General features: G+C 45.1%; 15 protein-coding genes. 7 read left to right on the top strand and 8 right to left on the bottom strand.

All coding sequences use genetic code 11. The features are described from left to right. Window positions 1–169: transposase domain-containing protein (locus VZ94_RS24815; RefSeq protein WP_131655661.1), on the top strand; the 169-nt coding region annotated here is incomplete at its 5' end. 12 nt (window positions 170–181) lie between these two features. On the opposite strand, the gene VZ94_RS20215 is transcribed toward VZ94_RS24815, so the two are convergent. The 6 genes from VZ94_RS20215 to VZ94_RS20195 form a co-directional block, all read right to left on the bottom strand. Continuing rightward, complete coding sequence (locus VZ94_RS20215; RefSeq protein WP_052700777.1) at window positions 182–2,299, bottom strand: DNA/RNA non-specific endonuclease; 2,118 nt, start codon at window positions 2,297–2,299, stop codon at window positions 182–184. A gap of 30 nt (window positions 2,300–2,329) precedes the next feature. Further along, entirely contained in the window at window positions 2,330–3,094 is a 765-nt protein-coding gene (locus VZ94_RS20210; RefSeq protein ID WP_131655660.1) for an SGNH/GDSL hydrolase family protein, read from the bottom strand. Between the two features lie 384 nt (window positions 3,095–3,478). Next, on the bottom strand, window positions 3,479–3,919 hold the full coding sequence (locus VZ94_RS20205) for a hypothetical protein (protein ID WP_045780612.1): 441 nt from the start codon (window positions 3,917–3,919) through the stop codon (window positions 3,479–3,481). After that, window positions 3,894–4,115: a hypothetical protein gene (locus VZ94_RS25635; RefSeq protein ID WP_131655659.1), complete on the bottom strand. Its 222-nt coding sequence runs from the start codon at window positions 4,113–4,115 to the stop codon at window positions 3,894–3,896. Before VZ94_RS25635 ends, VZ94_RS20205 begins: the two co-directional genes overlap by 26 nt. Window positions 4,116–4,491: 376 nt before the next feature. After that, window positions 4,492–4,728 (bottom strand): WGR domain-containing protein, encoded by a 237-nt coding sequence (locus VZ94_RS20200; protein ID WP_045780611.1) that lies wholly within the window; start codon window positions 4,726–4,728, stop codon window positions 4,492–4,494. A 3-nt stretch (window positions 4,729–4,731) separates the two neighbouring features. After that, window positions 4,732–5,541 carry a DNA-binding protein gene (locus VZ94_RS20195; protein ID WP_045780610.1) on the bottom strand — a complete coding sequence of 270 codons (810 nt, stop codon included), beginning with the start codon at window positions 5,539–5,541 and terminating at the stop codon, window positions 4,732–4,734. 210 nt (window positions 5,542–5,751) lie between these two features. Between VZ94_RS20195 and VZ94_RS20190 the strand changes: the two genes are divergently transcribed. Both VZ94_RS20190 and VZ94_RS20185 read left to right on the top strand, forming a co-directional pair. Continuing rightward, window positions 5,752–6,096 carry a UPF0175 family protein gene (locus VZ94_RS20190; protein WP_045780609.1) on the top strand — a complete coding sequence of 115 codons (345 nt, stop codon included), beginning with the start codon at window positions 5,752–5,754 and terminating at the stop codon, window positions 6,094–6,096. 4 nt (window positions 6,097–6,100) lie between these two features. Further along, complete coding sequence (locus VZ94_RS20185) at window positions 6,101–6,592, top strand: PIN domain-containing protein (protein WP_045780608.1); 492 nt, start codon at window positions 6,101–6,103, stop codon at window positions 6,590–6,592. A 64-nt stretch (window positions 6,593–6,656) separates the two neighbouring features. On the opposite strand, the gene VZ94_RS20180 is transcribed toward VZ94_RS20185, so the two are convergent. Further along, window positions 6,657–7,214: a recombinase family protein gene (locus VZ94_RS20180; protein WP_045780607.1), complete on the bottom strand. Its 558-nt coding sequence runs from the start codon at window positions 7,212–7,214 to the stop codon at window positions 6,657–6,659. Window positions 7,215–7,397: 183 nt separating this feature from the next. Between VZ94_RS20180 and VZ94_RS27345 the strand changes: the two genes are divergently transcribed. Continuing rightward, on the top strand, window positions 7,398–7,667 hold the full coding sequence (locus VZ94_RS27345) for a zinc ribbon domain-containing protein (protein WP_275575339.1): 270 nt from the start codon (window positions 7,398–7,400) through the stop codon (window positions 7,665–7,667). 127 nt (window positions 7,668–7,794) lie between these two features. Here VZ94_RS27345 and VZ94_RS20175 read toward each other — a convergent pair whose 3' ends face one another. Beyond that, complete coding sequence (locus VZ94_RS20175) at window positions 7,795–8,100, bottom strand: TraK family protein (RefSeq protein WP_045780606.1); 306 nt, start codon at window positions 8,098–8,100, stop codon at window positions 7,795–7,797. Window positions 8,101–8,532: 432 nt separating this feature from the next. Here VZ94_RS20175 and traJ point away from each other — a divergent pair, with 432 nt between their 5' ends. The 3 genes from traJ (at window position 8,533) to VZ94_RS20160 (ending at window position 11,433) form a co-directional block, all read left to right on the top strand. Then, a complete protein-coding gene (gene traJ, locus VZ94_RS20170; RefSeq protein ID WP_045780605.1) occupies window positions 8,533–8,907 on the top strand; it encodes a conjugal transfer transcriptional regulator TraJ in 375 nt (124 codons plus the stop codon). Window positions 8,908–9,105: 198 nt separating this feature from the next. After that, window positions 9,106–9,675 carry a histidine phosphatase family protein gene (locus VZ94_RS20165; protein ID WP_157844989.1) on the top strand — a complete coding sequence of 190 codons (570 nt, stop codon included), beginning with the start codon at window positions 9,106–9,108 and terminating at the stop codon, window positions 9,673–9,675. 1,107 nt (window positions 9,676–10,782) lie between these two features. Continuing rightward, entirely contained in the window at window positions 10,783–11,433 is a 651-nt protein-coding gene (locus tag VZ94_RS20160) for a hypothetical protein (RefSeq protein ID WP_045780603.1), read from the top strand. Window positions 11,434–11,862 lie beyond the last annotated feature (429 nt).

The following is an 11,862-nucleotide window of genomic DNA, read 5'->3' as shown; positions in this document are numbered from 1 at the left end:
AGCGATTCAAACCTTATTAGGGACGGCTAAACTCAATGGCTTAAATCCTACCGAATGGCTCAAGGATACTTTGGAAAAATTACCGACTTGGCCCAACAGTCGTATCGATGAGTTGCTGCCTTTTGCAACGGCAAATTCCGAGACAGTTAAGGATCAGAATGTCTTTTAGAAAACAACGTGGCTAGATTGAACGGTTACTGCGTAGGCGCACCCTCCTGGCTTCCAATTCGAGCGGAGCGATTTCCTGTTCTTCCTGGAAAGATTGCGCTCGCAGATAAGACTCGAGGAATGCCTCGAAACTGGCAAATCTGCCATAACCTTCACGGAGCGAACCAGAACGACGAGGATGGCGAATATCGGCAAGACTACGCAACGGAATGGCATCTGGCTGTCCGATAGCCGTGTCGGAGGCCAGAATAGCCGATCCGAACGATAGCCCGGTCACCGTTTCCAGCTTGGAAACGGTGACTTGGTAATTGTTGAATTGACCTACAGGTAAGCGCTCAAATGGAACGTGCTTGGCATACTTTTCTTGGCTGACGATATAAGCGCTTGAGTAGAGGCGCCCAGCGCCATCCACCACCGCAACAACCTTCCAAAAGTGCTTTGGAATCTTGAGGCCACGATGCGTGTAATCGTCTTCGCGGAAAACAGGGCCGGTGAAAACGGTTGCCTTCAAATCATCCTGGTCGGTGTTGGTGAGGATGAAATTTTCCAAGCCCTGCCAGAGGATTTCTTTCTGATTGAACTCCCAATATTGAGGCGAGCAATTGGTCCAGTGAAACGTATCCTCATTTGCACGCGCCAAGGTGTCTTGGTCTCCCCATACCGGGTCAAGGCGGCGTACTAAATGTCCACGGTCAAAATAGTTCCCATCCGGTTCACTGCCGTATAATTCATCACCGACTTGGAGCTCGATAGGCAAACGTGGGTCGTACGACCAGCTGTCGGAGCCCCGAGTTAGGTTAACCGACTGGGCGCCATCGATATTGACGGCCGTGAAAAAGGCCAAGCGTCTATCTGCATTGAACACGATGGAAAAGTGCTCATAGCGTAATTCACCATTCTCGCTGCCTTGAACCGCCGCGATTTGGCCATATTGCTTCGCTTTGTCGGTGATTTCCGGCAGCGGTATGCTTTGTCCGAGGAAATCCGGATTATAGCCGCTCCGTCCTGCGTAGTAGCTCAGAGGATGAACCTTCTGCCTTTGTCTGGCGGCGGCTTCTACGATGGATAGATTGGGAGAGGTAGCAGCTGGAGAGACGATACTCACTTTTTCGTGCCGTCCGGTGAGCGGAGCAATACCGTCGGCATCGTCCAGAAGCAATTTGATCAGAGGATTAGTCGTACCGACTTGCAATTCTTTGATTCTCGCTAGGATCGAACTAACCCGGATACCTTCGTTGGCGTGCCACTTCAATAAGTCATCGGGCAAATCACGAGCTTCGTCGTGGGTAATCCATTCACCTGAGGTGCGCTGATACTTGAGAACGCCATCTTTCATCTCGGTTACTGGGACCCCGCTGTGATGAAGCGCCACCACTTGCCAATCGTCGTTGAAGACCGGAGAACCTGAAGAACCTGGCGCCGTGTCGGAAACGTACCAGAGGAAGTCCTTGCGGAAGCCATCGCCGTCGCCGCCGATCTGTAATACCTGATTTTCTCGGATCGCAATGTACTTTTCCTCGCCATTGGGGTGTTGAATGATAGTCACGAACTCGCCTACTTGCACCTTTCGGCGACCTTTATCCAATCTGAGGAATCCGAACTCATCAAGGTTTGACACCCCATCCTCGGAACGCACCATCACCGCAACCAGAGTGAAGTCCAGATCATCCATATCCACAGTGATAAATGCACTGTCTGGATCAAGCCGGAATCTGCGGCTGATCTTGAATTGACCATTCTCGTCGCGTTCATAGCCCAACTCGATTACCGCGCGTTTGGCGTCTTCTGGTTTTGGGATAACATGGTTGTTGGTAATCATTAGGCGAGGAGTTATCAGGAAACCTGTACCCCAGCTACCACTGCTGCCGAACTCGCTAGGTACGTCTATTCTACCGACCGCAGCTGCCGCTAACTCGCCTCGCTTGAGGTAATTGCTCCTCAACAGGTCATTACGGCCAATGACGCGTTCGAAATCACGGCCCGTGAAACCGCCACCGCTACCGGCTATGTGTCCCAAACGTGCTCCCACATTGGGATCTGATGGGCTAGGAGTAGAAATCTTTCCTCGATTATCCTGAAGGTAAGCTATGAATTCTGGGCTGAGCTTACGTATATGGTCTATGTTAGCCATGTTGTTCTCCTATGCCGTTATTACCGCAGGTTACGCTGCTAATAGTGGAGCTAAAGTATTGTGGATGCGTTGTGCTGCGCGGGCGTAGGCGCTATTGGTCAAGTGCAACTCGTTAGCCCAATCGGTATGGGGATCGAGAATAGGTCGAAGATCGACGTGATGGAAATTCGAGTGGGTTGCCTCTAGGTTAGCCAGCATTCCGTTGTAGAGATCGATGATACGGAACACTATATTGCGTTGCTGGGTTTCGTCGAGAATGGCTTTCTGGACCAAGGCTGGTCGTAGCCATGGACCTGCGAATGTGAAGAATAGGATATCCACTCCTTCCCCGGTTGGAAGGGTATGTCCATAGCCATGGGTCACAATGTGGGTATTGGGGGAACGCTGGGCTACCGCAGCGATCAATCCTTCGAAATATCTCCGAAAAACTCCGTTGATCATCTCGTCGGCAAATTCTTCTCGAAACGCTGGCAGGCCGCTGAGATTGTGATTTAAATATGATGAGAACTCATCGCCAGCGACATCGTTCCCTCCGCCAGAAAACAAAAACACTTTCGGCTGAACGTGTTCAATGCGATTAAGGATTGTGTAAATTTGCGGTACTTCGCGCTGGAAATGCCGAGTAATGCCAGTGCCGTATATCATATTCTCTAGGGTATCGCCTGCCTTGGCAAAGTTTTCAATGTCATAATCGAAAAGATTTCTGAGGCAGTCGATAAGATCCGTTCCAGGCATGTAATCGAACCATGAATCGCCTTCGGCAATGATTTTGCTGCGGCGAGCAGGGGTTGCCACCTCTAGGAGGAAACGTTCGGCAAGCTGACGGTCAGTGGCTTTGAGCTGGATGCTTCTTTGAATTGTACAACATCTTCAGGGCTTAATTGATCCAAATGTGAGAAATCCATAGATGTAGTATTATTAACCATTTTATTCCCCAAATTTATTAAGTTGTGTAATAGCCGTTCTGATATGACTTTCCTCGTGTAATCCTGAGAGCCATTGATCAGTGTCGGCTGTTTTCTTGAATTTAATCTAGTTAGAAGATGCTATTAGCTTGATTCTAGCTGTAAACTCATAATTTCAACTCTTTCGTTTTTTTCATGCACTCTTGGCTTATCGTATGTAGTTGTTTAACCGCTATTTGAATGTCAGTGACACCATATTGGTTTTTTAAACGTTTCAAGACCATGCTCGACCAGTTTCATAAAATCCGACTCGGAGCCTGTTGCTAAAAAAGTCACTCAAATCTAATAAATTGGTCTCTTCGAGGTTAATTCCATTCATGCGCGCATAGGCTAGAATAGCGAGACGAAATATTCTATTCTTGTCTGGATGTGCTTTGTCTGGTCTGATAATTGAGTTGATTGATTTTGCTGCCACATCAAAGCCTGGCAACCGTGGAAAGTCGGTTGGGTCACGAAAGATATTGGGGATGTCAGCCAGAATTTGTGCTGGAAACCTCGGTATTTGGTTTAGCATGCCAAGCACAGTGTCTTTTATATCGCTTTCGGCTTGCCCTGTTGTTAGCAGTTTAAAGGCTGCTTGTGTATCTTTGTCCGTTAAGGGCGCAGACTTATCAATACTTTCGAGTAATTTAGTTTTGAACTTGTCGTAGGGCAAAATTTGAGGCGTGGGTATCGTTTGCCTCAAAAACGCAATCAGGCACAAAAGTCGGCGTGTTTTTTGCCATGGGTACCAATTGTCCACGATGACCTAACGTGACAAGAATAATGAGTTCAGAAAAGTTTAATTCGTTGAGGAAATGGTCATTGTGCTCATCGCTGAAGAAATTAGCCAGTTCGTCTAAAAGTGACATGAGCACCTCGCATGATTCAATAGAGACAAATGAACGCTGACAAAATCGATAGTGTTATGTACTACACGGCTTAGGCAACGAAGAAAACCAGTACAATCGTTATTGTTAACTAAATTACACGGATAAGTTGACAAAAACTTGGCAAATAGTGACAGCTATTTACTTTCTAGTCAATATAGTTAACTGCAAATAGCTGCATTCTCGCTGACTGTGGTCTTATCTTTTAGGTTGTTCAAACCCTTTAGGGTTTTTATCGCTCGGCTAATCAGCATTGACTGTTATTTTCGATAAGGGAATTACTCACTCTGTGAATTAGAGCTACTGGCATCCGGTAATCTATGCGATCACAACACGGTAACGAAACGGCAAATGCGTGTCATAACACCGCCTGATAGCCACCCCGCTCTTTTTTCGCTTTTAACGCCAACGCCGCTGCAATGGCTTCGGCTTCGGTGTTAAACCATTCATTTCTTAGCGTACCGGGTGAGCCGATGCGGCCCCATTCTTTCACCAGCGCCCAATCACCAAACACGCCCGGACTGACATGCAGACTGTAAAACCGGTAGGCATTGGCCTCCGGTTGTATCTTGTGTAAGCGCCAAGGCCCGGCCATGCGTTAACGCCGTTTAGGCTGCGTCGTGCGCGCAGCGTGTCGGGCACGAAAGCTTAACGCATTCGGCGCCGGCACGGCGGCCTTGAGGGCTTGGCTTAAGCGCTGCTGCTCCTGATTCAACCGGGCACACAGCTGACGTAAGCCCGCTTCGGAGTCACTGAGACTGGCCAGTTGCTGTTTTAAGCGTGTAATCTCGTCTTGGTGTTTGGCGTCTAAAAAGTATTTTTCTTCCACTAAACGCCGGGCAAACCAGGCCTGATCTTGCGCGTGTTGCTGGTGGTGGCGCTGTTGTTCGGCCTGTAACTGTTGGTTGGTCCGGGCCAGCTCGACGTCGCGCTCGGCCAGGTGCTGTTGCAACGCCTGACGCGTCTGTTCAGACTGCGTCAATTGCTCGTGTAAACGCTGCTGCGCCGCCTCGTGCTGCAGCAAGGCGTGCCGCGCCTCGCTCAGCGTCTGACTTAGGTCGCTGACCAGCTGCTGCTGTGCGCTCAGTTCAGCCGTCAAGCTCTGTATCTCAGCCTGGTACGCCTGCTCCTGCTCGCGGTAGGTGGCACGAGCCTCGTTGACCGCTAAGCCCCAGAGCTGTTCCAGGTGCTCCAACAACAGCGGAGGTACACCCGGGCGCTGCAGCCGTTCCTGTTGCTGGGCGGCAAACTGCACCGTCCAGTCAGTCATCGCCTTCTTAATGGTGGCCGGGCTATTGACACCAATACGCGCGCGCACCAAGTCGATGGTGGGAAAGCGGCCCAGCTCGCTTAAGATGTCGCTGCAGGCGGCATAGGCTAAATTATAGGTATCGGTCAGTTTCGGCATCAAAGCGGGTCGGCTAAACGAGGGGGTTGCGCTCAAGTATAAGTGATTTTTTTCAGTTTTGCACTGAAAAAAAATTACTTTTTACTATCTAAGTAACGATAAGTACTCTTACCTAATCGAACACACCTAGTATTTCCGTTCATTATGATTGGGTTTATCTTTCAAATGGACTTATAATATAGACACATAATATTCCTATTAGAATCGCCCATGAAAACAGTCAATGTCAGCGGATTAAAAAACAACCCCAGTGAAGCCTTACGCATGGCACACGAAGACATGGTGTTAGTTATGAATCGTCATGAGCCAGACGCCGTAATGATCGGACTTCAATCAGCAAAAATTATCAGTATGCCAGGTGTGCGTATGGCATTGGCAACGGCTTTGTTCAAAGATGGACATTTATCTCTTGCTCGCTCGGCAAAACTAGCCGATATGCCGTTAGCCAGTTTTATAGCGCATGTTTCACGACTCGGTATTTCCGTAGTAAATATGACGGCTGAAGAGACACAAAAAGATTTAGACACGCTGGAAGACTGGCTTAAGCAAGCCTAATCCGATGGTGCGAAAAGTAGTTATTGACGCCAGCCCTGTTATAGGCTTGGCCTTAATACGTGGTTTAGACTGGCTACCCAGTCTGTTTGGCACGGTGTACATACCCGAAACGGTTAGACAGGAAGTTTTACCCGATAAAAATGCACCGGGTGAGCAAGCTATTCAAGAAGCACTTAGGCAAAACTGGATAACCGTGTGGCCTAATCCTATCGAGCCACTATTAGACATTGATCTGGATGCGGGAGAAACCGACTGCATCAATATTGCGTTAGGCACTCCAGATCAAGTGCTATTAATCATGGATGAGCGTGCGGGGCGCGCCGTAGCACAGGAAAAAGGCTTACGCGTGATAGGCACCGCCGCCATTATCGGCTTAGCCAAAAAGAAAGGCTTAATACCATCGGCACGCTCAGTTTTTGAGGTATTGCACAACGCTGGCTTTCGTATTGCGGCAACAGTCATCCAGCAGGTATTGAACAGCGTGAACGAAACATGAGTAGTTTTATCACAAATGTTGCTGAAATATTTTTCAACTATGCTGAGCGGCCTAGATATAATTATTATGTCGTTTTCAAATATTGGTAGAGGGTTTCCCGGCTAATACCATACTCGCGGGCCAATTTGGCTTTCTGCTCGCCAGCATTGACTCGATTTTGTAGTGTTACCACCTGTTCATTCGATAGCGCCTTCTTGCGCCCACGATAAGCCCCGCGCTGTTTAGCCAGCACAATACCTTCACGCTGCCGTTCTTTAATCAAGGCTCGCTCAAATTCGGCAAAAGCTCCCATCACTGAAAGCAATAGATTGGCCATCGGTGAGTCTTCGCCAGTAAACGTCAGGCCTTCCTTGACGAATTCGATGCGCACACCGCGTTGGGTTAACTGCTGTACCAAGCGCCTTAAGTCATCCAGATTTCTCGCCAGGCGGTCCATGCTATGCACCACGACCGTATCGCCCTCTCGGACAAACGCTAATAATTGTTCCAAAGCCGGTCGTTCGGTGTCTTTACCGGACGCCTTATCAGTAAAAACCTTACTGACCTTAACCTGCTCCAGTTGCCGTTGCGGATTTTGCTCGAACGAACTAACTCTGATGTAACCGATACGATGCCCTTGCAAAAACAGTCCTCAAAAAAACCAAAGTGTCAGGATGAACTCTATAACCTTTGGCAGCAAGTGTCAATGTTTTAAAAAAAAGACTCTATTCTGACGCAAAAACAACACTTAACCTGACATCCGGTTAGGGTATACGTCTAATTGACACTAACAAAAAGGACCAAAAAAAGATAAACAGCTTACAAACTGGCTTGGAATGGTGGACAACTTGTTGCCGTGCCGCCCAGAAACACCAGCCGAACGTGTCCGTGCTGCGGCCATGTCGCCAAAGAGAACCGGCTAAGCCAAGCGCGGTTCGAGTGTGTGGAATGCGRTTTCGAGGAAAACGCCGATCTGGTCGGTGCTATCAATGTTCTAAGGGCGGGACACGCCCGGTTAGCTTGTGCAGATACTTCGCCTGCGGTTGGGGCGTCGGGCCAAGAACCCACCGAAGTAACTCAGGCGATTGCCGCCTGAGCACCGTAGGAATCCTCGTTCTTTAGGGCGAGGAGGATGTCAAACTCACTATTGTTGTTATAGTTAGTTCGTCTTTTAAGTATTTGATTGCCTCTGAACAACATACTAAAAGGATCGTTTTCATTATTTACTGTGCAGACGCTTCTAGTTTCGTGTCATTGTCTTGAGTATTCATTGTTGTGTTAACGCCCATAATTTGGTTCTTCAAATCGAGTTTTTTAACACATCGGGTAAAGGTGTTATAGCTACACACAATCTTTTTAGATTTAACCAGGCATCTATAAATTTCCGCCATTTTATAACCAGCTTGCAAGGCTTCAATAATGTCCTTTTTTAAGGGAATAATGGTTGTAATCTTAGATTTTGTTTTATCTTGATTTAGCCTGACTTCGTCTTGCAATTCATCAAGTAATGTCTTGTTTTTTCTAGCCATAGTGATGGTTTTTTAACTAATTAATGGTAATTCTACAGTTTATTATATTGTATAGCGTCTTATTGGATAGTATTTTTCTATTAATATCGCTATATAGTTAAGTTTTATTGATATAAATAAGTAATTATAGATTTTAAATAGCTATTATTAATATTTGTAAGTAATTTATCGTGTATTCAATATACTTATAAAGTAAAAAAGATTATTTACAGTAAATAAAGTTAATTATTGATAAAAATAGAGTATTTATATTTATTATCGATTATTATCTATTTTTAGCTTAAAAATAACTCATGTTAAACGTATCTTGAATCAAAAAAACACTCAAATCCAGGGCAGGATATGTGAAGTTATATAACTTCACGTTTTTTTTTTTTATTCGCACGGAGTGCTCAACAAAAATCCTGCTCTGCGAGGCTAAAAGACAAAAACATGGCTGAAAAAAACATCACTCGAAAAGGCAGTACCCCAATTTTGGTGTGTGTGACACCCGATGAAAAACAAAAGATTGAAGCGTTAGCGCGTCAAACAGGTTTAAGCACCTCGGCGTATTTACGCGAGTTAGGCTTAGGGTATGTACCTAAAAGCATTGTGGATTATCAACACATGCTGGAATTATCGAAGCTTGGTGGCGACTTAGGCCGCTTAGGTGGGTTACTGAAGCTATGGCTAACGGATGATGTCCGAACGGCACAGTTTGGTAAGGAAACACTATTAGCCGCCTTAGCGCGCATTGATGACACGCAAAAAGAAATGGTTAAGGTTATGAGCAAAGTGATCCGTCCTCATGCAGAACGGTACAAATAAAGCAAAATTTTAGCGGCTAAAATTTTAAGTCTTAAATAACTCCGCTTTAGCGGTGTGTTTCACGAACTGTTCTAAGTACCATCGCTTCGGTAGCTACTTAACCTCAGCCACTGCCAGAGATAGCCGTTCTTCGGTAGCTGATAGGTAACGGACTACACCATAACGTTAAGAATAATCACTCTGTCTCAAACAATGACCATGCGCACGCTTTACTTTATCCGACACGCCGAAAGCGTTTCCAATGCCGGTCAACAGTTTGCCCATGCACTCGCCCAAAGCTGGCCGATACGTCCGGCACACATCATGGTGTCAGAATTAATTCGCACCCTTCAAACCGCACAGCCGTTATGCCACCAATACGGCATGACGTATCAGGTTAATCCGTACCTAAATGAGCTACATATCCTGTCACATGAACGCATTGCCGGTATGACCGGCGCACAGCGAAGACCCTTAGCCCAAGCGTATTGGGCTAGCAATGATGTCTATTTACGTTTAGGACAGCACGCAGATACCTTCGACGAATTCCAGCAACGTGTGGCTTGTTTCATTCAAGCATTGCCGACCTTAGCGCATCAAACGGTTATTATTGGTCATGGTATTTGGTTTGGCTTATTGGTCTGGCGATTACTCGGTTTTTCTGTACATGACAGCGCCAGCATGAACGCATTTAGAGCTTTTCAACGCCATTTACCCCTAACAAACGGTATTTGCTACCGTTTGTGTTCCTACGATGGTCAACATTGGAGTATTCATCATGAACGTTAAGTGATTCATAGCGCTGCTATCGTTCAAACGTAGTCAGTCTGACTTAACGCGTAAAAATTTTAGCCGCTAAAAATTTTTCGCTTATAGCTACCGTTCCGTTCGGTTTTAGGACACACAACCTTTCCCATGATGTTGATGATAGGTTTTGCGTGTCATCAATTCGCATTAAGACATCAATGCTTGGTTTTTCATCCGCTGCCCTCTGTATCACGATAGGCGGGACTTCTCTTCTGGATGGGTTTTTTAGCCATGTCGGCCCACTTTGAGCCTCGCAGAGCAGGATTTTTGTTGAGCGCTCCGTGCGAATAAAAAAGTGAAGTTATATAACTTCACATATCCTGCCCTGGATTGAACGTTTTTTTTTATCGCATTTCATCTTATATTTTTTACGCTAAAAAACGCTGTATGATCAACAACATCAATAATACGCTGATAAAACTCAGATAATTGTTAAATAAAGTAAAAGGTATACGAATATTTAATGATAAAAAATAAAGTAATGATCATTTATATCCATAAAAGAGCTAACAAACATCATTGTTGTATGGATGTTTGTCGATATAAAATCTAACTAACGTTAATTTATATACACATGAATTCAAGAAACCCTACAAAATGGCTGCTCAAAAAACACGATTTATCGCAGTATGGTTGATCTCACTGTTATTTATTGCACTTATCCAGGTTTCTTGAAGCCTAGATTGAGCGTATTGAACAGACGGGTTTTAAGGTCTTCATCATGGCTTATCTCTAAGTAATCAAAGTGCTTGCAATAGACTATTTAAGTGATAGTCAGTGCAGCCGACTATTTTCAAGCGCATTTGTTGACGGCCGGTGTCTTTAACAAGGCTGAGACTTTTTTGTCATTGCCACGTAGTTTTAATGTTGCATAACCTTAATATTTATTTACCGGCTCTTAATGGCAAGACTTAGAATCTATTACCCATTCCCCTGTGATATTTACGCTCACCTAGCGGTAAATAATCGTCTTCTATGCAGTAACTAGCGCACTGCGGCGTATGCGCCAGTTCCGTAAACTAATCTCAAGCCCAAACACTGGGTCAACACTAAAAAAACAATCACCGATTAGTTACGAGGATAATTATTATGAAAACATTACGCGCTGCTTTATTAACTGTTTTAGCGACCGGCTCTTTTGCTGCAGCTCAAAATGCATTGGCTTTACCGTCTGGCTGGTATGACACCGTTCCTGCTTGGACATCGACCGCATCAGCGTGTAGCGTTGATGAATCATCAACAGGTAAGTATGAGTTTTCCGGTACTCAATTCCGCTATTTAGCTGACAATGTGAGTCCAGCCACCAATGGCGGTATTTTCGGCACGTTGTATCAACCGATAACCGTACGCTGCAATGTCACGCCGATGTACGATTATGTACCGGCACAACAAGGCGAGTTGTTTGAGATTCCCGCATCTTGGAAAAGCGTGTCATGGAACAGTTTAGTGGTGGGCTATAAAGACCCGGATGGTATTAGCGGTAATGCTCAAGTATCTGCTTCATTAAGACGCTTAGATCGGACGACGATGACTGAATCCACCATTGCTACCTTTAGCAGCAATAGCTTTGCCCCTGTTGTTGCCGGTGAAGAACTGAAGCAGTTTAGTCATACGTTTGATTTCTTAAAGAATGATTATTACGTTGAAATCAATTTAATCCGTAAAGATAAAACGGTGGCTACCCCGGTGGTGTACAGTGTGCGCTTAACGAATGGTGGCATTACTCCTGTTATTCATTAACCGCTTAGATGAGTAACTGTTGATGGTTAAAAACGGCTCACGAGTAACCTATTGAGCCGTTTTAATTTTCCATAATAATATGGATTTTTTTGGTTTTAAATGAGGGGTGTTTTAAGACGCTTTTTTTTTTTTCACAACCTAATCGCTTTTGTAAGCAATACCTACAGCAATTGGTTTTAGGTATAAGTTTTGTTTTATTAAAAATTAAACATAGATTAATTATATATTCAAGTTAAAAAATAAAAAAACGACTAACAATTTTCCTGTTTGTAGTTTTTTTTATATTGTTTTATATTGTTTAAGAGCCGAAATACATTTTATTAAACAAACAGATACGCGATTAAACCTGTGGAATTTGCTGTGAAACCTGTGGAATTTGCTGTGAAACCTGTGGAATTTGCTGTGAAACCTGTGGAATTTGCTGTGAAA

The organism is Methylocucumis oryzae, from assembly GCF_000963695.1.
GTDB classification, from domain to species: Bacteria; Pseudomonadota; Gammaproteobacteria; order Methylococcales; family Methylomonadaceae; genus Methylovulum; species Methylovulum oryzae.
This window is presented reverse-complemented; position numbering and strand designations above follow the sequence as displayed.